This window comes from Streptomyces sp. CB02980 (genome assembly GCF_014451325.2).
Taxonomy (GTDB): Bacteria; Actinomycetota; Actinomycetes; order Streptomycetales; family Streptomycetaceae; genus Streptomyces.
Genome location: NZ_JACSCH020000004.1, coordinates 212,980 through 234,604, shown reverse-complemented (window position 1 = coordinate 234,604; position 21,625 = coordinate 212,980). Strand labels below are relative to the sequence as shown.

General features: G+C 72.0%; 23 protein-coding genes and 1 pseudogene. 10 read left to right on the top strand and 14 right to left on the bottom strand.

Going from position 1 to position 21,625, the window contains the following annotated elements; translation table 11 throughout:
* The first annotated feature begins 88 nt into the window (after positions 1-88).
* Positions 89-241, top strand: coding sequence for a hypothetical protein (locus tag E0F75_RS11295; protein WP_086024648.1), 153 nt, complete (start codon positions 89-91; stop codon positions 239-241).
* A 117-nt stretch (positions 242-358) separates the two neighbouring features.
* Here E0F75_RS11295 and E0F75_RS11290 read toward each other — a convergent pair whose 3' ends face one another.
* The 3 genes from E0F75_RS11290 to E0F75_RS11280 all read right to left on the bottom strand — a co-directional run bounded on the left by E0F75_RS11290 (position 359) and on the right by E0F75_RS11280 (position 2,857).
* Positions 359-964 (bottom strand): MarC family protein, encoded by a 606-nt coding sequence (locus tag E0F75_RS11290; protein WP_187622379.1) that lies wholly within the window; start codon positions 962-964, stop codon positions 359-361.
* 286 nt (positions 965-1,250) lie between these two features.
* Complete coding sequence (locus E0F75_RS11285) at positions 1,251-2,114, bottom strand: PHP domain-containing protein (RefSeq protein WP_187622378.1); 864 nt, start codon at positions 2,112-2,114, stop codon at positions 1,251-1,253.
* 104 nt (positions 2,115-2,218) lie between these two features.
* A complete protein-coding gene (locus tag E0F75_RS11280; protein WP_030320720.1) occupies positions 2,219-2,857 on the bottom strand; it encodes a DUF6758 family protein in 639 nt (212 codons plus the stop codon).
* 179 nt (positions 2,858-3,036) lie between these two features.
* Here E0F75_RS11280 and E0F75_RS11275 point away from each other — a divergent pair, with 179 nt between their 5' ends.
* Positions 3,037-4,266 (top strand): MFS transporter, encoded by a 1,230-nt coding sequence (locus tag E0F75_RS11275; protein ID WP_187622377.1) that lies wholly within the window; start codon positions 3,037-3,039, stop codon positions 4,264-4,266.
* A gap of 88 nt (positions 4,267-4,354) precedes the next feature.
* On the opposite strand, the gene E0F75_RS11270 is transcribed toward E0F75_RS11275, so the two are convergent.
* The gene (locus E0F75_RS11270) at positions 4,355-4,939 is read right to left on the bottom strand and encodes a suppressor of fused domain protein (protein ID WP_187622376.1); all 585 of its coding nucleotides are present in this window, start codon (positions 4,937-4,939) and stop codon (positions 4,355-4,357) included.
* Between the two features lie 427 nt (positions 4,940-5,366).
* Here E0F75_RS11270 and E0F75_RS11265 point away from each other — a divergent pair, with 427 nt between their 5' ends.
* Both E0F75_RS11265 and E0F75_RS11260 read left to right on the top strand, forming a co-directional pair.
* Complete coding sequence (locus tag E0F75_RS11265) at positions 5,367-6,494, top strand: magnesium and cobalt transport protein CorA (protein ID WP_187622375.1); 1,128 nt, start codon at positions 5,367-5,369, stop codon at positions 6,492-6,494.
* 80 nt (positions 6,495-6,574) lie between these two features.
* Complete coding sequence (locus E0F75_RS11260) at positions 6,575-7,084, top strand: hypothetical protein (protein ID WP_187622374.1); 510 nt, start codon at positions 6,575-6,577, stop codon at positions 7,082-7,084.
* A gap of 138 nt (positions 7,085-7,222) precedes the next feature.
* Here the strand turns inward: E0F75_RS11260 and E0F75_RS11255 are convergent, their stop codons facing one another.
* On the bottom strand, positions 7,223-7,981 hold the full coding sequence (locus tag E0F75_RS11255) for a hypothetical protein (RefSeq protein WP_187622373.1): 759 nt from the start codon (positions 7,979-7,981) through the stop codon (positions 7,223-7,225).
* Positions 7,982-8,249: 268 nt separating this feature from the next.
* Between E0F75_RS11255 and E0F75_RS11250 the strand changes: the two genes are divergently transcribed.
* The 3 genes from E0F75_RS11250 to E0F75_RS11240 are packed head-to-tail and all read left to right on the top strand — an operon-like array spanning position 8,250 to position 11,282.
* Positions 8,250-9,533, top strand: coding sequence for a magnesium transporter MgtE N-terminal domain-containing protein (locus E0F75_RS11250; RefSeq protein WP_187622372.1), 1,284 nt, complete (start codon positions 8,250-8,252; stop codon positions 9,531-9,533).
* A complete protein-coding gene (locus tag E0F75_RS11245) occupies positions 9,523-10,104 on the top strand; it encodes a DUF1003 domain-containing protein (protein WP_187622371.1) in 582 nt (193 codons plus the stop codon). The genes E0F75_RS11250 and E0F75_RS11245 overlap by 11 nt, the downstream gene beginning before the upstream one ends.
* Before the next feature lie 44 nt (positions 10,105-10,148).
* Complete coding sequence (locus tag E0F75_RS11240) at positions 10,149-11,282, top strand: Mrp/NBP35 family ATP-binding protein (protein WP_187622370.1); 1,134 nt, start codon at positions 10,149-10,151, stop codon at positions 11,280-11,282.
* A 55-nt stretch (positions 11,283-11,337) separates the two neighbouring features.
* Here the strand turns inward: E0F75_RS11240 and E0F75_RS11235 are convergent, their stop codons facing one another.
* From E0F75_RS11235 to sigE, 5 genes are all read right to left on the bottom strand, one after another.
* Positions 11,338-11,964: a hypothetical protein gene (locus E0F75_RS11235; protein WP_187622369.1), complete on the bottom strand. Its 627-nt coding sequence runs from the start codon at positions 11,962-11,964 to the stop codon at positions 11,338-11,340.
* Between the two features lie 74 nt (positions 11,965-12,038).
* Positions 12,039-12,524 (bottom strand): sec-independent translocase, encoded by a 486-nt coding sequence (locus E0F75_RS11230; RefSeq protein ID WP_187622368.1) that lies wholly within the window; start codon positions 12,522-12,524, stop codon positions 12,039-12,041.
* 91 nt (positions 12,525-12,615) lie between these two features.
* A complete protein-coding gene (locus tag E0F75_RS11225; protein WP_187622367.1) occupies positions 12,616-14,559 on the bottom strand; it encodes a S1C family serine protease in 1,944 nt (647 codons plus the stop codon).
* Positions 14,560-14,637: 78 nt separating this feature from the next.
* Complete coding sequence (locus tag E0F75_RS11220; RefSeq protein ID WP_187622366.1) at positions 14,638-15,585, bottom strand: anti-sigma factor; 948 nt, start codon at positions 15,583-15,585, stop codon at positions 14,638-14,640.
* Entirely contained in the window at positions 15,582-16,340 is a 759-nt protein-coding gene (gene sigE, locus E0F75_RS11215) for an RNA polymerase sigma factor SigE (RefSeq protein ID WP_073912007.1), read from the bottom strand. Before sigE ends, E0F75_RS11220 begins: the two co-directional genes overlap by 4 nt.
* A 142-nt stretch (positions 16,341-16,482) precedes the next feature.
* On the opposite strand from sigE, the gene E0F75_RS11210 reads away from it, so the two are divergent.
* Positions 16,483-17,148 (top strand): O-methyltransferase, encoded by a 666-nt coding sequence (locus E0F75_RS11210; protein WP_079042285.1) that lies wholly within the window; start codon positions 16,483-16,485, stop codon positions 17,146-17,148.
* Positions 17,149-17,283: 135 nt separating this feature from the next.
* Here the strand turns inward: E0F75_RS11210 and E0F75_RS11205 are convergent, their stop codons facing one another.
* Positions 17,284-17,451: a DUF3117 domain-containing protein gene (locus E0F75_RS11205; RefSeq protein ID WP_009997451.1), complete on the bottom strand. Its 168-nt coding sequence runs from the start codon at positions 17,449-17,451 to the stop codon at positions 17,284-17,286.
* 312 nt (positions 17,452-17,763) lie between these two features.
* On the opposite strand from E0F75_RS11205, the gene E0F75_RS11200 reads away from it, so the two are divergent.
* On the top strand, positions 17,764-18,567 hold the full coding sequence (locus E0F75_RS11200; RefSeq protein WP_187622365.1) for an enoyl-CoA hydratase/isomerase family protein: 804 nt from the start codon (positions 17,764-17,766) through the stop codon (positions 18,565-18,567).
* A 171-nt stretch (positions 18,568-18,738) separates the two neighbouring features.
* Here E0F75_RS11200 and E0F75_RS11195 read toward each other — a convergent pair whose 3' ends face one another.
* Positions 18,739-19,326, bottom strand: a complete 588-nt coding sequence (locus E0F75_RS11195; protein WP_187622364.1) for a DNA-3-methyladenine glycosylase I — start codon at positions 19,324-19,326, stop codon at positions 18,739-18,741.
* Positions 19,327-19,340: 14 nt separating this feature from the next.
* Positions 19,341-19,649 (bottom strand): annotated as a pseudogene (locus E0F75_RS11190) (hypothetical protein); the annotation flags it as partial.
* Between the two features lie 103 nt (positions 19,650-19,752).
* On the opposite strand from E0F75_RS11190, the gene folP reads away from it, so the two are divergent.
* Positions 19,753-20,613 carry a dihydropteroate synthase gene (gene folP, locus E0F75_RS11185; protein ID WP_055603474.1) on the top strand — a complete coding sequence of 287 codons (861 nt, stop codon included), beginning with the start codon at positions 19,753-19,755 and terminating at the stop codon, positions 20,611-20,613.
* A 239-nt stretch (positions 20,614-20,852) separates the two neighbouring features.
* Here folP and E0F75_RS11180 read toward each other — a convergent pair whose 3' ends face one another.
* Positions 20,853-21,602 (bottom strand): TIGR00730 family Rossman fold protein, encoded by a 750-nt coding sequence (locus tag E0F75_RS11180; RefSeq protein WP_187622362.1) that lies wholly within the window; start codon positions 21,600-21,602, stop codon positions 20,853-20,855.
* Positions 21,603-21,625 lie beyond the last annotated feature (23 nt).

Here is a 21,625-nt window from a genome sequence, read left to right as displayed (position 1 = left end):
AAGGAATGTTTGCAGGATGCATGTCGTTGGATCCATACGTAACGCAGTTCTCCATCAGGAGGATCAACTCAGACGAAGGGAGAAGCCTGTGCGCTTCGAAATCCTGCGACTCGACGACATCGACGGCACGCCCGTCGACCGGACCGTCGTGGACGCCGCCTCCGTCAACCGGATCGTGCAGCAGGCCGCCTCGATCGGCCAGCGCATCTGGATCCGCCCCGCCGAGACCTCGGCCTCATAGCAGGCCCGGTCCACACCACGCACCGCGCCCCCGCACGGACTTCGCAAGAGCGGAATCCGTACGGGGGCGCAGTGGTGTCCGGGGTCCGGCGCCCCGGTGGGCGCACTCCCCGGCGCGTCAGGCGTTCTGGATCACCTGTGTGATGCCGTTGATGATCTGCTGCACCGCGATGGCGGAGAGCATCATGCCGGCGAGCCGGGTGACCAGGACGACGCCGCCGTCCTTGATGACCCGGATGATCAGCAGCGAGTACCGCATGGTCAGCCAGAGCACGACGTGCATGGCGACGATGGCGGCCCAGACGGAGACCTGCGCGGCCGCGCCGTCGGCGTTCTGGACGGCCAGGATGACCGAGACGATCGCGCCGGGGCCGGCGAGCAGCGGCATGCCGAGCGGCACCAGGGCGACGTTGACGTCCTTGGTCTGCTGGGGCTCGTCGGTCTTGCCGGTGAGCAGGTCGAGCGCGATGAGCAGCAGCAGGAGACCGCCCGCGATCATCAGCGCGGGGACGGAGACGTGCAGGTAGTCCAGGATCTGCTGGCCGAGCAGACCGAAGACGGTGATGACGCCGAAGGCCACGGCGACGGCCTGCCAGGCCATCCGGCGCTGCACCTTGGCGGCGCGGCCGGAGGTGAGGGCGAGGAAGATCGGGGTGATCCCGGGGGGATCCATGATCACGAAGAGGGTCAGGAACAGCGAGCCGAAGACGGCGACGTCGAACACGGTGGGGTGCCTTGCAGGAGAGGTCGAACGGTGGGGTGTGGCCCGGCGGGGCGGAATGCGGGATTCCGAAAGCAGGGCAGGAAGAGCGCCACCCCGCGTCACGGCACGGAGCCGTGCGGGGGCGGACCAGGAGGAGAGAAGCCACTGGGCAGGCACGCGGACAGACCGCGCGGCCCGCACCCGGACACGGGTCAGGGCACGGAGCGCGCCGGACCTCCCGGCCGACCGGCCGGGAGACGGGTCCCGCGGAAGGGGTCCGGACCCCGTGGAGCCCGGCAGCCAGAGGCTAGGCGGCGGTTCCCCCCGCGCCGGGGACCGGGAAGGCCCCCGCGGCACGGCGGGTGATCTCGCCGTAGATCTCGGGGTCGGTCGTGTACTCGCCGAGGCGGCAGGTCTTGCGGCTGCCGTGGTAGTCGCTGGAGCCGGTGGTCAGCAGACCCAGCTCCTTCGCGAGCCCGCGCAGCCGCGCCCGCGTCGCCTCGTCGTGGTCCATGTGGTCGACCTCGATGCCGTCGAGTCCGGCCTCGGCGAGCCGGGCTATCGAGGCCTCGGGCAGCACCTGGCCGCGCTTGACGGCGAGCGGGTGCGCGAAGACGGTGACGCCGCCGGCCGCCTTGACCAGACGGATCGCGTCGATCGGGTCGAGCTCGTGCTTCTCGACGTACGCCCGGCCGCCGTCGGCGAGCCACTCGGGCGTGAACGCCCCGGACACATCCGGTACGACCCCGAGCTCGACGAGCGCCTCGGCGACGTGCGGACGGCCCAGGGAGCCGTCGCCGGCGATCCGGGCGACCTGCTCCCAGGTGACGGGAACGCCGAGCTCCTGGAGCTTGCCGACCATGGCCCGCGCGCGCGGGACCCGGTCGTCGCGGACGAGCTCACGCTCGGCGAGGAGCGCGGGCTCCTCGGGGTCGAAGAGGTACGCGAGCATGTGCAGGCCGATGCCGTCGACCCGGCAGGACAGCTCGGCCCCGGTGACGAGGGTCAGCCCCTCGGGCAGTGCCGCGATCGCCTCGGCGTGGCCCCGGGTGGTGTCGTGGTCCGTCAGCGCGACGACGTCGAGCCCGGCGGCGGCCGCGTTGCGGACGAGCTCGGCCGGGGAGTCCGTACCGTCGGAGGCCGTGGAGTGGGTGTGCAGGTCGATGCGCACGACGCGGACTCCAGGACTTCGGCACGGACGAGGGACGCTCCAGCATAACGGGCGAATCGAACACGCCCGTACGGAAGGAGCCGGCCGGACCGGCCGGGCGCGCGTCAGCTCAGCAGCCTCGGTGTCAGCGCTCCGCACGGCAGGAGTTCGACCTCGGCGCCCGCGTCGCGCAGGTCCGTCAGGACCAGCTCGTCGTACATCAGGAGCCCGGACTGCTCGGGCCAGACGATCGCCCACAGCCAGAGGCCGCGCGCCTCCCCCGCGAAGACCGCGCGGTCCTGCGGTGCGCCGTTGACGTGCCAGAGCGGGGTCGGCCGTCCGGCGGCGAGGACCTTCGTCTGCGGGGGTTTGTCGATGGCCATGCCCGCGCCGGGGTCGGGGCCGTCGATGCCGGCGTACCGGGCACCGAGGCCGACGCCGAGTTCCTCGGCGACCAGGAGCAACTCGCCGATACCGCCGAGCGGTCCGGGTCCCGAGCAGGCGACGGCGGTCGCGCGTCCGCCGCTGCGGTCGTCACCGGCGTACGCGACTCCGGTGAAGAGCCAGCCGACAGGCAGGGGCCACGGCATCCACACCGGCACGTGGGACCGGTGCACCACGACGCCGAGGGCCTCGACGCTGGGCGGGATCACGGGCTGGAGCGGGTGCACCGAGCCGTGCACGTCGCACTGCCAGGAGTCGGCGAACAGACCGGGCGCCCTGACCCGGCCACCACACTTCGGACAACTGGGTTCGCCCCTCATAGGGCTCAACGGTCCTACCACCGGAGCCCCGCGTCAAGGACGATCAACCGACGATCACCCGTCCGGCCCGTGGCGTTCACCCCCTGCCGCCCGCAGATATAGATGTAACTTGCACTCATTAGTTGCTCTAACTTATTCTGTGTATATCGCAGCCATCTCGACGCGGAGGAGCGGCACCCATGGAGAGCGCAGCAGAGAACGCCGGCGGAGGCAGCATCCTGCGTCAGCCACCGGCCGTCTGGGCCACCGCCGGCGCGTCCGTCGTCGCCTTCATGGGCATCGGCCTCGTCGACCCGATCCTGCCGTCGATCGCCCAGGGCCTGGACGCGACGCCCAGTCAGGTGTCGCTGCTCTTCACCTCGTACTTCCTCATCACCGCCGTCGCGATGCTGGTGACCGGCTTCGTCTCCAGCCGCATCGGGGGACGCCGGACCCTGCTCGCCGGACTCGCACTGGTCGTCGTCTTCGCGGCCCTCGCCGGCACCTCGGACTCCGTCGGCGAACTCGTCGGCTTCCGGGCCGGCTGGGGACTCGGCAACGCGCTCTTCGTCTCGACCTCGCTCGCCGTGATCGTCGGCGCCGCGGCCGGCGGCAGCGCGGCCGCGATCCTGCTCTACGAGTCGGCACTCGGCCTCGGCATGGCCTGCGGGCCACTGCTCGGCGCCGTGCTCGGCGACGCCAGCTGGCGCTACCCCTTCTTCGGCACCGCCGCGCTGATGGCGATCGGCTTCCTGTGCATCGCGGTCTTCCTCAAGGAGCAGCCGAAGCCGGCCCGCAGGACCTCCCTGCTCGACCCGATCCGGGCGCTGGGCCACGGCGGACTCGCCTCGGCCGCGGCGGCCGCGTTCTTCTACAACTACGCCTTCTTCACGGTGCTCGCCTTCACCCCGTTCGTGCTGGACATGACGCCGTACAAGTCCGGCGCGGTGTTCTTCGCCTGGGGTGTGCTGCTCGCCGTCTTCTCGGTCCTGGTCGCACCCCGGCTCCAGCGGCGCTTCGGCTCGCTCACCGTCCTCGGCGGCTCACTGGTGCTGCTCGCGGTCGACGTGGTGGTGCTCGGATACGGCGACCACACGACCGCGATCGTCTGCACGGTCCTGTCCGGCGCGTTCATCGGCGTCAACAACACCGTCTTCACCGAACTCGCCCTCGGCGTCTCGGACGCCCCGCGCCCGGTGGCCAGCGCGGGCTACAACTTCGTCCGCTGGTTCGCCGCGGCGGCCGCCCCGTACTTCGCCCCGAAGATCGAGGAGTGGAGCGACGTCCACATGCCGTTCGTGGTGGCGGGCGTGGCCGCGGCGCTCGGCGCCGTGGTCGTCCGGGTCCGCCGCGGCGCCCTCACCCACGACGCACGGGAACTCGCCCCGAAGCACGCCACGGAGGACGGCGTCGGGGTCTTCGCCGGCTGAGCGGCGTCGGCTGAGCGGCATCGGCGTCCTCGCCCGCCGAGCGACCCCGGCCCTCAGCCTTCGACCCTCGGCCCTCGGCCCTCGGCCCTCAGTCCAGATTCACGGACCTGCGCAGCGGATCGCGCAGGTCCGTGCCCTGCGTCAGCCAGCGCTCCTCCAGGGCCTGTGCCCCGTGGACCCGCTTCCACGCCGCCTCGTTCGAGGTCATCGGGAGCAGCGGCAGGAACCGCACCGGGTCCATCGGCTCGTCGAGCTCCAGGTCCTCGACGAGGCCACCCGACTCGGCCACCAGGACCGAGCTGAAGGCGGCGCCCGGCCAGAGCGGGTCGCCGACGTCGAGCGAGGCGCCCGCGGCCACGATGACGCCCTCGACCTGCGGGGTCGCGGCGAGGACCGCGAGCGGTCGGAGCACCCTGTCGGTGTCGGCGAGGCCGGCCCGTACCGTCAGGACGAGCTCGGCGCGCGGTCCCTTGACCGGGTCGGCGAGCGCGGCGGTCGGGTCGGCCATCGGCTGTGCGGACATGCCGAGGGTCGCGTACCGCACGAGGTCGCCGTCAATGAAGCGGAGCACCTCGATCCGGTCCGTGCCGAGGAACGTCACTGCGGCCCGCGCGTCCGGTTCTCCGAGCGCCGTCCGCAACCGGGCCTCGACCAGAGCAAGAACTTCTCCCATGTCTTGAGCATAAAGCGCGTATGGAACGGGCAAAGGAAGGGATTGACCCTCAGTCGGCTGATAGTCTTGGCCGCTGGTCGGGAGTCCCGAACTCCCGACTACTCGTCACACGTCATCCCTCACGAGGGACCGGCCGGAGGAGGTGGGGCTGCGATGGACCGAAGTCGATCGGGCAGTACCAGCCGCTCTTCCGCCCCGCACCCGAGCCCGGTGCGTACGTACTTCCGGTGATTCCCGGCCCGTATCCGTACGGACCCGCCTCTCCGGCATCTCGCACGACGGAAGAGCATCTCGCCTTTGCCTGTCTGTAGCGAACGCCGTCACCGCGACCTCTCGGTGCCGCCCGCTTTGTGGACGACGTAGCTCCACGTCCCCATTCCGGGCTGTTCCACGCTCGCCGACGGCTTCTCCGTGAAGGAGCATGCCCATGTCGATGATCCGTGACCTGCGCGCCGCCGTCCGTCCGAGCCTGCGGCACCCCCTGCGCAAGACCCCCACCACGTACACCTCGTACGACCCCACCCGCGACCACACGGCCTCCAGCGCCGTGGTCGACTGCGCCGTCTACCGCGACGGACGCCGCATCGACGACCGCGAGTGCCTCACCCCGCGCGGCGCCATGAGCCGCGTACGGGAGAACGGCGGCTTCGCCTGGATCGGTCTGCACGAGCCGACCGAGGCCGAATTCGCCGGTATCGCCGCCGAGTTCGGGCTGCACCCGCTGGCCGTCGAGGACGCCGTCCACGCCCACCAGCGACCCAAGCTGGAGCGGTACGACGACACCCTCTTCACCGTGTTCAAGACCATCCACTACGTCGAGCACGCCGAACTCACCGCGACCAGCGAGGTCGTCGAGACCGGCGAGGTCATGTGCTTCACCGGCCCCGACTTCGTCATCACCGTCCGGCACGGCGGCCAGGGCTCCCTGCGCAACCTCCGGCACCGCCTCCAGGGCGAGCCCGAGCTGCTCGCCAAAGGGCCCTCGGCGGTGCTGCACGCCCTCTCCGACCATGTCGTCGACGGCTACATCGCGGTCGCCGACGCCGTCGAACTCGACATCGACCAGCTGGAGATCGACGTCTTCTCGCCGGCCGCGAAGGGCTCGACACGCGGTACGGACACCGGCCGGATCTACCAGCTGAAGCGTGAGGTACTGGAGTTCAAGCGGGCCGTCACGCCGCTGCTCCGCCCGATGCAGCTGCTCTCCGAGCGGCCGATGCGGCTGGTCGACCCCGACATCCAGAAGTACTTCCGGGACGTCGCCGACCACCTCGCGCGCGTGCAGGAGCAGGTCGTCGGCTTCGACGAACTGCTCAACTCGATCCTCCAGGCCAACCTGGCGCAGGCGACCGTCGCGCAGAACGAGGACATGCGCAAGATCACCTCGTGGGCGGCGATCGTCGCCGTCCCCACGGCGGTCTGCGGCGTGTACGGCATGAACTTCGACCACATGCCCGAGCTGCACTGGAAGTACGGCTACCCGATGGTGCTGACCGGCATCGTCGCGATCTGTTTCACCATCCACCGCACGCTGAAGCGCAACGGCTGGCTGTGACCGCACGGCGGCCGGGGGCGTCCTGCCCATCAGGCCGCGAGCCCGGCCTGACCGGCAGGACATCCCCTAGGCTTCGGACCATGACTGAAGAGCTGCTCGGGTCCGCCCTCGTCGAGGAGGCCACCAAGAAGTCCGGCCTGGTGTGGGTCCGCGGCACCGGCCCGGCCCGCGCGCTCTGGCACGTCTGGTTCGACGGCGCCGCGTTCGTCGTCGGCGACGGCCCCGGCGAGCAGCCGCTACCGGGCCTGGTGGACGGCGGGACGGCCGAGGTCACGGTCCGCAGCAAGGACAAGGGCGGCCGACTCGTCGCCTGGACGGCCGCCGTGCGCGAGATCGCGCACGGCACCGAGGAGTGGGACGCGGCGGTCGCCGAGCTGAAGGGCAAGCGGCTCAACGCACCCGACGGAGAGGCCATGACGGGCCGCTGGGGGCGCGAGTGCCGGGTCCTGCGGCTCGACCCCCGGTCCTCGACCACGGAGCTGCCGGACGGCTCCCTGGCGGCCGTACCGCTGCCCTCGGCGGCCACGACCCGCGACCCGGTGCCGTCCGGTCTCCCGAAGCTGCTGCTCAAGCGCCGCAAGCGCCGCTGAACCGGGATCTCGTCCGTAGACGCACCGCCCGGGACGGGGTCCGTAGACGCCGCAGCCCGGGATCTCGTCCGTAGACGCCGCCCGGGATCGGGTCCGTAGGCAGCGCCCGGGATCAGCGCCGCTGAAAGGCGCCCCGGATCAGGTCCTGGGCAGCTGCTTGCCGTAGTCGAGGATCTCTTCCTTCGACGGCTCGGTGAGCGGGAAGTCCTTGTTCCACTCGGAGAGGACCACCAGGCCCGCTCCCCCGCCCCGTGCGAACTGCAGCGGGTACGGGTCGCCCTGCAGCGCCACGTCGAGGGTGCCGCCCTCGCCGTCCGCGCCGCCCTTGACCTTGACCGTGCGGACCCCGCCGATCTGGTCCCGGTCGCCCTTGACCTTCGCCCCGTGCAGCCCGGTCAGCCCGGTCAGCAGCAGGTCCATGTCGGTGAAGCCGCGCAGCTGCTTGTACGCGGGGTCGCCCTGCGGCACCTTCACGTACTTGTCGTCGAGCTTGTCGGCGGCCTCGGCGTCCGCCTCCGTCGGCTTGTCGCTGCCCGTGGTCTCGTGGGACCAGAAGTCCGCGTCCGCCTTCAGATAGAGCGCCTCGCCGACCCGCAGCAGCTCGAAGGTGCTGTTCTTCGTCGTCACCGAGCCGGTGGCGCCGTCCTGCTTGAGGCGCATGTTCAGCTTGAAGGTGTCGCCCTTGCTGACCAGGGTGCCGGAGAGCCGTACCGCCCTCGCGGTGTCCGCGGCGGTCCGCGCCTTGCCCTCGATCTCGGCCGCGGAGAGTCTCCCGACCCCGTTGGTCCCCTCGTCCGGATCGGCGGCGCAGGCCGTGAGCGCGACGGTCAGGCCGGCGCAGAGCGCGAGCGGCACGACGGCCCGGTGGATACGCGACGACGCGGCACGAACGGCCATCAGCGCTGCCTCTCATGTCGTGGGGGACACGGACCGCGGCCCGTACGGGGGGACCCGGGCGGCGGTCTTCTGTTCTGGGGGTTCTGCCGGGCGGGAGGGCCGGCGTGCCGGTGGGGACGGCAGACCGCAGCGTACCCGGGCCGGCTGACGCGCCCGGCAGCAGCCGTACGGAGGCGCTGCCGGGGCGGGGCGGAACGGCACGGGCTAGCCTGAACCCGGCAAAGCTCGGCAAAGACTCGAATCGTGCGGCAGCGAGGAGGCGCGTGGCATGGCGGCAGGCGCCCCCCGGATCTTCGTCTCCCACCTCGCCGGAGTCCCGGTCTTCGACCCCGTCGGCGACCAGGTCGGCCGGGTCAGCGACCTGGTGGCCATGCTGCGGGTCGGCCGCAGGCCGCCGCGGCTGCTCGGCATGGTCGTGGAGGTCCTCAGCCGCCGCCGGGTGTTCGTGCCGATGACCCGGATCACCGGCGTGGAGTCCGGCCAGGTCATCACGACCGGTGTCGTCAACATGCGCCGCTTCGAGCCGCGCCCCACCGAGCGCCTCGTCCTCGGCGAACTCCTCGACCGGCGCGTCCGGCTCGTGGGGCCCGGCGGGCAGGAGGGCGAGGAGGTCACCGTCCTCGACGTCGCCATCCAGCAGCTGCCCGCCCGCCGCGACTGGGAGATCGACAAGGTCTTCGTCCGCAAGGGGAAGGGCGGGGTGCTGAGCCGCAAGGGCGAGACGCTGACCGTCGAGTGGTCGGGCGTCACCGGCTTCTCCCTGGAGGAGCACGGGCAGGGCGCCGAGAGCCTGGTCGCCACCTTCGAGAAGCTGCGCCCCGCCGACCTCGCCAACGCGCTGCACCACCTCCCGGCCAAGCGGCGTGTCGAGGTCGCCGCCGCGCTCGACGACGACCGGCTCGCCGACGTCCTCGAGGAGCTGCCGGAGGACGACCAGATCGAGATCCTCGGCAAGCTGAAGGAGGAGCGCGCGGCCGACGTCCTGGAGGCGATGGACCCGGACGACGCGGCCGACCTGCTGTCCGAGCTGCCGGAGGAGGACAAGGAGCGGCTGCTGACGCTGATGCAGCCGGACGACGCGGCCGACGTACGCCGGCTCCTGGCGTACGAGGAGCGCACGGCGGGCGGTCTGATGACGACGGAGCCGATCGTGCTGCGGCCGGACGCCACGGTCGCGGACGCGCTGGCCCGGGTCCGGCAGCAGGACCTGTCGCCGGCGCTGGCGGCGCAGGTGTACGTGTGCCGGCCGCCGGACGAGACGCCGACGGGCAAGTACCTGGGCACGGTGCACTTCCAGCGGCTCCTTCGCGATCCGCCGTTCACCCTGGTCAGCTCCCTCGTGGACAGCGATCTTCCGCCGCTCGGCCCGGACACCCCGCTGCCGGCCGTGACCAGCTATCTCGCCGCGTACAACATGGTCGCGGCGCCGGTGGTGGACGAGAGCGGGTCGCTGCTCGGCGCGGTCACCGTCGACGACGTGCTCGACCATCTGCTGCCGGAGGACTGGCGCGAGACCGAGTTCCACGAGGAGGGGGCCGGGCATGGCGGCTGAGCGCACGCAGGACCGCGAGCGTGACCGGGACCGTGACCGGGAACGCGACCGGCCGGGGCCCCGCATCCGGCTCGACCTGCCGCGGGAGCGGCGGGCCAAGCTCCTTCCGGAGTACGACCCCGAGGCGTTCGGGCGGCTCTCGGAGCGGATCGCCCGCTTCCTGGGGACCGGGCGGTTCCTCGTCTGGATGACCCTGACGATCATCGTCTGGGTCGTCTGGAACATCTTCGCGCCGGGCTCGCTCAAGTTCGACGAGTACCCCTTCATCTTCCTGACGCTCGCGCTGTCCCTGCAGGCCTCGTACGCGGCTCCGCTGATCCTGCTCGCGCAGAACCGGCAGGACGACCGGGACCGGGTCAATCTCGAACAGGACCGGAAGCAGAACGAGCGGTCGATCGCGGACACCGAGTACCTCACCCGGGAGATCGCGGCGCTGCGGATGCGCCTCGGCGAGGTGGCCACCCGCGACTGGATCCGCTCGGAGCTCCAGGACCTGATCAGGGAGCTGGAGGAGCGCCGGGATCTATTCCCGCCGGCCGACACCCGGGGAAGTGACGTACCCGACCGTTGACAGGCCTTTCATGGGCCGGTGGTCGGCGCCGTACCATCGTCGGTATGGCTATGGAAGACGCGGTGCTCGAAGCACTGGCGACGGTGAACGACCCCGAGATCAACAAACCGATCACTGAGCTCGGCATGGTCAAGTCGGTGGAGATCGAACCGGACGGCAAGGTCGCCGTCACGGTCTACCTGACCGTCTCCGGCTGCCCGATGCGCGAGACCATCACCCAGCGGGTGACCGAGGCGGTCTCCGGTGTCGAGGGCGTCACCGGCGTCGAGGTCTCGCTGGACGTGATGAGCGACGAGCAGCGCAAGGAGCTCGCGGCGGCGCTGCGCGGCACGACCGCCGAGCGCGAGGTGCCGTTCGCGAAGCCGGGCTCGCTGACCCGGGTGTACGCGGTCGCCTCCGGCAAGGGTGGCGTCGGCAAGTCGTCCGTCACCGTGAACCTGGCCGCGGCGATGGCCGCCGACGGTCTGAAGGTCGGCGTCGTCGACGCCGACATCTACGGCCACAGCGTGCCGCGGATGCTGGGCGCGGACGGCCGTCCGACCCAGGTCGAGAACATGATCATGCCGCCGTCGGCGAACGGCGTGAAGGTCATCTCCATCGGCATGTTCACCCCGGGCAACGCGCCGGTGGTGTGGCGCGGCCCGATGCTGCACCGCGCGCTCCAGCAGTTCCTCGCGGACGTGTACTGGGGCGACCTGGACGTCCTCCTGCTCGACCTGCCCCCGGGCACCGGCGACATCGCGATCTCGGTCGCGCAGCTCGTGCCGAACGCGGAGATCCTGGTCGTCACCACCCCGCAGCAGGCGGCGGCCGAGGTCGCCGAGCGGGCCGGCTCCATCGCCGTCCAGACCCACCAGAAGATCGTCGGTGTCGTCGAGAACATGGCGGGCCTGCCGTGCCCGCACTGCGACGAGATCGTCGACGTGTTCGGCACGGGCGGCGGCCAGCGGGTCGCCGACGGTCTGACGCAGACCACGGGCGCGACGGTCCCGGTCCTCGGCTCGATCCCGATCGACGTACGGCTCCGCGAAGGCGGCGACGAGGGCAGGCCGGTCGTCCTCTCCGACCCGGACTCCCCGGCGGGCGCGGCCCTCCGCGCGATCGCCGGCAAGCTCGGCGGCCGCCAGCGAGGCCTCTCGGGCATGAGCCTGGGCATCACGCCGCGCAACAAGTTCTGAGGTTCCGGGGTTCATGACGAAGGGCGCCCCCTCGGGGGCGCCCTTCGTCATGCCGTCAGGCGTACGCGTCGAGGTCCTTGATCTGGGCGAACCCCAGACCGTACGCGCTCATCCCACGCCCGTACGCCCCGATGTGCACCCCGGCAGCGGACCCCGCGAGGACCCACCCGAACTCCGACTCGCGGTAGTGGAACGGCATCGGCACCCCGTCCACCGGCAGCGACAGCGTGGACCACTCCGCCCCGTCGAGGTCGTCGGCCAGCTCGAACGCCGTCTCGGTCTGCTGGTCCAGCCAGTTGTCCCGCGTCGCGTGGTCCAGCGAGGGGGGCCAGGTGTGGACGAGCAGCCCCGAGCCGGCCAGCCAGGCCGCCGAGGACACGGTGGTGGCGTCGAGGACGCCCGTGCCGTCACCGGTCCGCCGGACCGGGCTCGCGGCCACCGTCACGACGACCGCGAACCGCTCCTTCTCCGCGCCGCTCGCGTCCGTCTTTATCGACGGCGTCTCCCCGTGCCCGGTCGACCCGTGCTGCACGCTGCCGTCCGCCGCCGTGCCCACCTGCATCAGCCAGCGCGGCCCGGTGAACGCCTCGTCCAGGCCGTACCAGGCGAAGGGTGCGCGCAGATAGCCCTCGGCCGTCCGCCGGGCCAGGGGTACGCCCTCCACCCGACTCGTGGTCTCCATCTCGGCCGCCTCCTCGTTCCGTCAACAGAGGGAGGATAGCCACCGGGACGCGTCGGGTTGGTGACAGCCCGTCGTCAGGTCGCGTCGGAGTCGTACGGAGGACGCTCCGCAGGGCCCTGATCGTCCCGCTTGTCCTGCTTCTTCAGCAGGTCCGGGGTGCCGTTGGCAGAGGCGACGGCGCCGGAGGGACCACCGGCCGACGGGGAGCCGTTGACGGCCGAGGGCTGCGGCTCACGGCCGTGGACCGCGTCGGCGACGTCGTTCATCTCCTTCTTGAGGTCGAAGCTGCCACGCAGCTCCTTGAGCTCCCGGAGGTCCTCGTTCTGCTCCATCTGCTTGCGGAGGAACGTCTTCGGGTTGAGGTCCTCGAACTCGAAGTCCTTGAACTCCGGCCCCAGCTCGCTGCGGATGTCCTCCTTCGCGCTGTCCGAGAACTCACGGACCTTCCTGATGAAGCGCGAGACGTCCTGGATGACCTTCGGGAGCTTGTCCGGCCCGAAGACGAGCACGGCGAGGACGACGAGCGTCACCAGCTCGAGTGCGCCTATGTCGCTGAACACCTAGTAGCTCCTTCATGCCGGTCAAGGGCCCGGTCCACGGTACCCGCCGAAACTGCCGGGCGGGTACCTCCCGGTGTCGGCCACATGGCGCTCAGGTGCCCTGGGACGAGCCGAGCGTCAACGTCTTTGTCAGCTCTTTGCCGTCCCGGGTCAGGGTGAGCTCCAGCCGGTCGCCGGGGCGGTGGGCGCGGATCTTCACGATCAGCTCCTCGCCGTTGTGCACGCGCTGCCCGTCGACCTTGGTGATGACGTCGCCGGGGCGGAGCCCCGCCGTCGCGGCCGGGCCGCCGGGCGTGACGGAGGCGGAGCCGTCCTTGCCCTTCTCGCCGACCCGGGCGCCGTCGCCGTTGAACTGCATGTCGAGGCTCACACCGATGACCGGGTGGGTGGCCTTGCCGGTGTTGATGAGCTCCTCGGCGACGCGCTTGCCCTGGTTGATCGGTATGGCGAAGCCGAGGCCGATGGAGCCGGGCTGGGAGGCGCTGCCGCCCTCGCCCTCGCCCGAGCCGCCGGCCGCGCGGATGGCGCTGTTGATGCCGATGACCCGGCCCTTGGCGTCGAGGAGCGGGCCGCCGGAGTTGCCGGGGTTGATGGGGGCGTCGGTCTGGAGGGCGTCGACGTAGCTGATGTCGCTGCCGTCGCCCTTCTCGCCGCCCGCGGTGATCGGGCGCTCCTTGGCGCTGATGATGCCGGAGGTGACCGTGTTGGAGAGGTCGAAGGGGGCGCCGATGGCGACGACGGGGTCGCCGACGCGGACGTTGTCGGAGTTGCCGAGCGGCAGCGGCTTGAGGCCGGAGACGCCGGTGACCTGGACGACGGCGAGGTCGTAGCCGGTGTCCTTGCCGACGACCTTGGCGCGGGCGGTCTCGCCGCTGGAGAAGGTCACCGAGATGTCGCGGGAGGACTGGGCCCCGTCCACGACGTGGTTGTTGGTGAGGATGTGGCCCTTGGTGTCGAGGACGAAGCCGGTGCCGGTGCCGGACGAACCGCCGCCCTTGACGTGCAGGGTGACGACGCCGGGCAGGGCGCTGGCCGCGATCCCGGCCACGCTGTCGGGGGCCCGGTCGGTGTCGCCGCCGTCCGCCTGCGGCAGCTCGACGGTGGTGATCCCGCCGTTCCGCTCGACGTACGCGCCGATGCCGCCGCCGATGACTCCGGTGACGAGCGCGAAGACGAGCGCTCCGGCGATGGCGAGCCCCTTGCGGGACTTCCTCGGGGGCAGGGGCGGGAGCCCGGCCCCGCCGGCCCCCCAGGGGTCGTACTGCACCCAGGGCGCACCGGCCTGAGGCGGCACGGCGCCACCCTGCGCGTGCAGCGGGGGGTGCGGCTGGGGCTGGGGGTGCGGCTGGGACTGCGGCGGTACGGAGGGCACGTGGGCCTGCTGCGGCGGTACGGGGGCCACGTGGGCCTGCTGCGGCGGTACGGGCGCCGGGGGGCGCTGTACGGGCGGCGCGGGCGCCCAGGGGCCGGGCTCGCCGTAGGGCGGCGTCCGGTACTCGTCGGGCGCGTGCAGGGGCGTCGGCGCGGTCTCGGCGGGCGTCGGCGCGGTCTCGGCGGGCGCCGGGGCGGCCGGGGCCGGAGAGGCGTCGGCCACGGAGGCGTCGGCCACCGGCAGGGTCTCGGTCGCCTGAGCCCCGGCCGCCTGAGCCCCGGTCATCTGAGCCCCGATCACCGGGAGGGCCTCGGTCGGGGCCGCGTCCGCCGGAACCGCGTCCGCCGGTGCGGGGGCCTCGCTCTTGGTCAGCAGCACGGCGGCGGGCACGGGCGCGGGCGCGTCGGCGGCCTGAGGCATCACCGTCGTGTCCCCCGCATCGGCCACATCCGTCACGTCGGCCACGACGGTGCCTGCGTCCGACACCTCGGGCGCTGCGGTCGACGGCTGCGGCGCGGGCAGCGGGAAATCGCCGTCGGCGTCATGAGCGGCGACGGCGGTGACGCCCTCCGTGAGGTCGTCGGCCGGAGGCGGCGAGGGTATCCGTGCCGCCTCCGGTGCGCTCGACGGCCGGCTCCACCAGTTCGGCTTCCCGTTGTTCATGCTCTCCCCGCAACCCAGTGACCCGTCCGCGCCCCCTTGGGCGGGCGCCCCTGTCCCTGGATTCAACCAGGTCGCGGGTCAGCGGTGGGAGCCGAGCGGTGCAGTGGTCGGGCCGGGCGCCGGACCGGGTCCGGGACCGAAGGCCAGTCGGAGGGCCGGCCCCGTCGGTCGTATGAACGGCGAGAGCGCGAGCAACGACTGCGCGGCCGGGTCCCGGAGCCGTACCGCCACCAGCGGCATGGCCGGGGAGCGCACCGCGTCCGGCGGGACGGCGCCCGCCGGGACCGTGCCCGGACCGACCGGTGACACCGGCCCGTGCGGCAGCGCCGCCGCGGTCCCGGGGGTCAGCGGAGCCCCCGGTGCCACCTGCGAGCCGTCGACGGACTGGGCGCCGCGCTCGCCGGAGCGCGTACCCCGGGAGACGGCCGTGCCGCCGCCGGGCCCCGCGGCGGTGGCGCGCAGCGGGGTGACCGCCGTACCGGTGCCCTGACCGCCGCGCGCGCTCGCGTTCACCGAGGCTTCCAGCGGCAGGGTGCCGCCGAGGGCGATGGCCGCGAACGAGACGGCGCTGGCCGCCGCGAAGGCGAAACGCCGGCCGCGCCACGTTCCGGACGCGCGGTCGCCGACCTCGTGGATGCGGAAGCCGGTCTGCGGAGCGGGGTGTCCGGGGTGCGGGGTGACGACGGCCGCCGTGGCGAAGCCGTCGGACCTCATGCCGCCCGCGCCGAGGAGTTCTTCGAGGGGGCCTCTCGGTCCGCCGGGGCCTCCCGGCTCACCGGGGCCCCCGGGTAGCCCCTGCAGTCGGGCGAGGAACCCCTCCGAGGGCGGCGGAGGAGCCGCCGAGGCGAAGACGCTCTTGAGGGTGCGCTGCGCGTCGGCCTCCGCCTTGCAGCGGGCGCAGGTCGCGAGGTGGGCGAGGACCCGCTCGCGGGCGTCATGGCCGAGTTCGCCGTCGACGAGCGCGGCCAGCCGGTCCCCGAGGTGGTGCTCCGCGGGGGTCGGTGACGAGGGACGTGTGCCGCTCACGCTGTCCCTGCCTCCCATCCCACGGAGGCCAGGGCACGCTCCGCCCGTGCCTCGGGCGAGCGGTGCTTGAGGGCCTTGCGCAGGTGGGAGCGCCCGCGGTGGATGCGGCTGCGGACGGTGCCGAGCTTCACGCCGAGAGTCGCGGCGATCTCCTCGTACGACAGTCCTTCGATGTCGCAGAGGACGACCGCGGCACGGAACTCGGGCGCGAGGGTGTCGAGGGCCTGCTGCACGTCGGCGTCGAAGTGGGTGTCGTTGAACACCTGCTGCGGCGAGGGCTCACGGCTGGGCAGCCGCTCGGCGGCGTCGTCGGCGAGCGCGTCGAAACGGATGCGCTGCTTGCGGCGGACCATGTCGAGGAAGAGATTGGTGGTGATGCGGTGGAGCCAGCCCTCGAAGGTGCCCGGCGTGTACGTCGACAGCGAGCGGAAGACGCGGACGAAGACCTCCTGGGTCAGGTCCTCGGCGTCGTGCTGGTTGCCGGTCAGCCGGTATGCGAGGCGGTATACCCGGCCGCTGTGCGTGCTGACGATCTCCTCCCAGGTGGGCGGAGTCCACGCCTGCGATTCCGCATCCGATGCGAAGGTCGCGGTGGTGGGAGCGGAGTCGGCGGTGCGGATTCGGTCAGCGGTGTCGGTCACGGATTTCGGCTCACCCGCCGACCTGAGAAGACGCCGAAGCACTCCTCCCCGATCCACAGGCGCAGCCGCACCTCCCCTGTCGGCTCTGGTGGTGTCCAGTGGAGCCCCTACCATAGCCACCTCGCCCGTTAGCTCCGGATAAGAATCTTTACGCGAATTTGGAGCCGGCTCCCCCGGCTTCCTCCTGTCGCGTCCTTCCCCTGGTGAACGCCCGGTCCCATCTGCGGGTTCCCGCTGACAGCGGATACAGTCACCGTTGCGTCAACTACGGGGACAGGAGAGGGCCATTACCGCCAACCGGCAGACGAGCTGGTCGTTCGCCGACGCCTTTGTCGCCGAGGACGAAGCTCTGCGCTGGGCCCGGGAGCGGGCCCGGGAGGCAGGGCTGCCCTCGGTGTCGCCGGGCACCGGTGGGGCGCTGCGCCTGCTCGCGGCCACGGCGGACGCGAAGGCGGTGGCGGAGATCGGCACGGGCACCGGCGTGTCGGGCATCTATCTGCTGCTCGGGATGCGGCCGGACGGCGTCCTGACGACGGTGGACCTCCAGCCGGAGCGGCAGCAGCTCGCCAAGACAGCGTTCCGTGCGGCCGGCTTCGCGGGCAACCGGGCGCGGTTCATCCCCGGCCGGGCCCTGGACGTACTGCCGAGGCTCGCGGACGGCGGGTACGACCTCGTGTTCTGCGACGGCGACCGGCTCGAGTACCTGGACTACCTCGCTGAATCGTTGCGCCTGCTGCGACCTGGCGGACTCGTCTGCTTCGAAGGCGTCTTCGCGGACGGCCGCACCGTCGACTCGGCGGCCCAGCCGGCCGAGGTCCAGCGGGTCCGCGAGCTGCTGCGCACGGTGCGGGAGAGCCAGGAGCTCATCCCCTCCCTGCTGCCGGTGGGCGACGGCCTGCTGTGCGCGGTCCGCCGCGGCTGAGAAGCCCCGGTCCCGCCCCACTCCCGACGTGACGGTCTTCCGTCCCCGTCCCCGTCCCCGTCTCCGACCCCGGACACACCACTGCCCCGGCACGGGCGGACCGTGCCGGGGCAGTGCTCAGGATGCGAGGGAAGGTCAGCCGACGACCTTCTTCAGGGCGTCGCCCAGCGCCTCGGCCTCGTCGGGAGTCAGCTCGACGACAAGTCGACCGCCGCCTTCGAGCGGAACGCGCATGACGATGCCCCGCCCCTCCTTGGTCACCTCGAGCGGGCCGTCACCCGTCCGCGGCTTCATGGCCGCCATGCTTGTTCCCCTTCCTGAAACCAGCTCATTGTCAGCCGGGCAGCTCCATGACCTGGAGCACGCGTCACCGGCTTCGAACACATTGCTTCCAGGTCATTATCCCGCATGGCAGGACCCGATGACCAACATCGAATGGCATCGCTTGCGCAACGCGCTCTCTCAAAACCCCACATTTCGGCGATCAGCCTGCGATACTTCGCCGCTCGGCGTCCCACCGAGCCCTTCAAATCTTTGACGCAGCTCACATGGGCGGGGCGGTTGATGTCCGCCATGCTGTGCAGGTCAACCACGCAAAGAGGCGAAGGGAACCCCATGGCCGACACGGTGCTGTACGAGGTGAGCGACGGGCTCGCCACCATCACGCTCAACCGCCCCGAGGCCATGAACGCGATGAACGTGGCGGCGAAAGTCGCCCTCCGCGACGCGGCCGAGACGGCCGCGGCGGACCCCGCCGTACGGGCGGTACTGCTCACCGCGGCAGGTGAGCGGGCGTTCTGCGTCGGTCAGGACCTGAAGGAACACGTGGGTCTGCTCATGGCGGACCACGAGAACGGCACCCGGGAGACCATGAACACGGTCCGGGACCACTACAACCCGATCACCAAAGCGCTCGCGGGCATGCGGAAGCCCGTCGTGGCCGGCGTGAACGGTGTCGCGGCGGGGGCCGGCTTCGGCTTCGCGCTCGCGGCGGACTACCGGGTGGTCGCGGACACCGCGTCGTTCAACACCTCCTTCGCCGGAGTCGCGTTGACCGCCGACTCGGGCATGTCCTGGACGCTCCCCCGGGTGATCGGCCCGAGCCGCGCCGCCGACCTGCTGCTCTTCCCGCGCTCGATCACCGCCCAGGAGGCGTACGAGCTGGGCATCGCGAACCGCGTGGTCCCGGCCGCCGACCTCGCCGCCGAGGCCGAGAAGGTGGCCCGCAAGCTGGCGGAGGGCCCGACGGTGGCGTACGCGGCCCTGAAGGAGTCCCTGGCCTACGGCGCCGACCACTCCCTGTCCGAGGCCCTGGACAAGGAGGAGGAACTCCAGAACCGCGCGGGCGCCTCCGAGGACCACACGATCGCGGTCCGCGCCTTCATCGCCAAGGAGAAGCCGAAGTACCTGGGCCGCTGACGGACCCCGGAGCCCGTTCGTACGAGTGGTGGGCGCGTCCACAAGATCCGCTCACCACTCGGATCGAGGCGGTCGGCGACGTCACGGGAGACGGCCGCCGCGACGTGGTCGCCCGGGACACCGCCGGTGCCCGGAAGAAGCCGCCGTACGCCTGGGGGCAACGGTCCGGGGCTACTTCCCGCCCCGGGCCACGCAGCCCTTCACATGGTCGTCGACCAGCCCGCACGCCTGCATCAGGGCGTACGCCGTCGTCGGGCCGATGAAGCGGAGGCCTCGTTTCTTGAGGGCCTTCGAGAGGGCCGTGGACTCGTCCGTGACCGCCGGGACGTCCGCGACCGTACGCGGGACGGGGCGGGTCCTCGGATCGGGGGCGTACGACCAGATCAGCTCGTCCAGTTCGCCCGGGGCCCAGTCGGTCAGCAGTTTCGCGTTGGCCAGGGTCGCGTCGATCTTGGCCCGGTTGCGGATGATGCCCTCGTCCACGAGGAGCCGCTCGCGGTCCGCGTCGCCGAACTCGGCGACCGAGGCGATCCGGAAACCGGCGAACGCCGCCCTGAAGCCCTCGCGGCGGCGCAGGATCGTGATCCACGAAAGACCCGACTGGAAGGCCTCCAGACAGAGCCGCTCGAACAGCGCGTCGTCGCCGTGGACCGCGCGGCCCCACTCCTCGTCGTGGTACGCCACGTAGTCCTCGGTCGACAGGCCCCAGGGGCAGCGCAGCCGCCCGTCCGGGCCCGGCACCGCCCCGCCGGCCGTCACGCCCGCCCGTCCTCTCCGTCACCGGCGGCGGCCGCTCCCGCGAGCGCCTCCTCCAGCTCGGAGATCCGGGCGTCGCGCTCGGCCAGCTCGGCGCCGAGGCGGACCAGCACGTCGTCCACGTCCGCCATCCGGTAGCCGCGGACCGCGACGGGGAGACGGAGCGCCTCGACGTCCGCGCGGTCGACCGGGCGGGTGGCCGGGAGCGGGTCGACGAGCTCCTCGGGCGCCACGTCGGGCAGCACCTCGCTGTCGCCGCCGCCGACCACGGCCAGGGTCACCGCGGCCACGACCACGACCATCGTGATGAGCAGAAACCAGAACACCTGCGTGCCTCTCCCCGGAGTGGAAAACGTCCCGTGCCGATCGTGCCATGCGCCACCGACAGCTAGGGTCGCAGGCGAACGGACACGAGGGAGGACAAAAGGGATGCTGCGCTTGGGACGGCGTGAATTCGGGCCGCACGAGCCGGTGATCATGGCGATCGTGAACCGGACCCCGGACTCCTTCTACGACCAGGGCGCCACCTTCCGGGACGAGCCGGCGCTCGCCCGCGTCGAGCAGGCCGTGGCCGAGGGGGCGGCGATCATCGACATCGGCGGGGTGAAGGCGGGCCCCGGCGAGGAGGTCACGGCCGAGGAGGAGGCGCGGCGCACGGTCGGTTTCGTCGCCGAGGTCCGCCGCCGCCATCCCGATGTCGTCATCAGCGTGGACACCTGGCGGGCGGACGTCGGCGCGGCGGTCTGCGAGGCCGGCGCGGACGTCCTGAACGACGCGTGGGGCGGGGTCGACCCCGGACTCGCCGAGGTCGCCGCGAAGTACGGCGCGGGGCTCGTGTGCACGCACGCGGGTGGCGCGGAGCCGCGGACGCGGCCGCACCGCGTGGAGTACGAGGACGTGATGGCCGACATCCTGCGCGTGACCGTGGGGCTCGCGGAGCGGGCGGTCGCGCTCGGGGTGCGGCGGGACGCGATCATGATCGACCCGGGCCACGACTTCGGGAAGAACACCCGGCACAGCCTGGAGGCGACGCGGCGGCTCGGAGAGATGGCGGAGACGGGCTGGCCGGTGCTCGTGTCCCTGTCGAACAAGGACTTCGTCGGCGAGACGCTCGACCGGCCGGTGAAGGAGCGGGTCCTCGGGACCCTGGCGACGACTGCCGTGTCCGCCTGGCTGGGGGCGCAGGTGTACCGGGTGCACGAGGTCGCCGAGACGCGGCAGGTGCTCGACATGGTGGCGTCCATCGCCGGGCACCGGGCACCGGCCGTGGCACGGCGCGGGCTGGCGTAGCCGGGCGCACCGCGGGCTGGCATAGCCGAGCGCGCCACGGGCTGGCATAGCCGAGCGCACCGCGGGCTGGCATAGCCGAGCGCGCCACGGGCTGGCGTAGCCGGGCGCGCCACGGGCTGGCATAGCCGGGCGGGGGACGGAACCCGACGCCGTGTCCGGCCGGCCGGGCACGGACGGAACTCGGCGGGGCAGAACGGGGCGGGGGCGACGGGAGACCGTCGCCCCCGCCCCGTGGACCGCTACTTGCCCGTCTCCTTCGTCACCAACGCCACCGCCTCTTCCACGTCGTCCGTGACGTGGAAGAGGAGCAGGTCCCGCTCCGAGGCCTTGCCGCCCGCGACGACCGAGTCGCGGAGCCAGTCCACGAGGCCCTTCCAGTACTCCGTGCCGAAGAGGACGATCGGGAAGCGGGTCACCTTGCGGGTCTGGACCAGGGTCAGCGCCTCGAAGAGCTCGTCGAGGGTGCCGAGGCCGCCGGGCAGGACCACGAAGCCCTGCGCGTACTTCACGAACATCGTCTTGCGGACGAAGAAGTAGCGGAAGTTCACGCCGATGTCGACGTGCGGGTTGAGCCCCTGCTCGAAGGGGAGCTCGATGCCGAGGCCCACGGAGACGCCCTTGGCCTCCCGGGCCCCCTTGTTGGCCGCCTCCATGGCGCCGGGGCCGCCGCCCGTGATGACCGCGAAGCCGGCCTCGACGAGCGCCTTGCCGATCCGTACACCCGCCTCGTACTCCGGCGAGTCCGGCTTCGTGCGGGCCGAGCCGAAGACGCTGATCGCGCTCGGCAGTTCGGCGAGGGCGCCGAAGCCCTCGACGAACTCGGACTGGATGCGCATGACCCGCCAGGGGTCGGTGTGCACCCATTCCGAGTCGCCCTCGGTGTCGAGCAGCCGCTGGTCCGTGGTGCCCGGCTGGACCTGGTCCCTGCGCCTGAGCACCGGCCCGAGCCGCTGCTCCTCCGGCTTCGTCTCCCCTTCAGGGATACCCATGGCCTGCTCCCTCCGTCGATCCA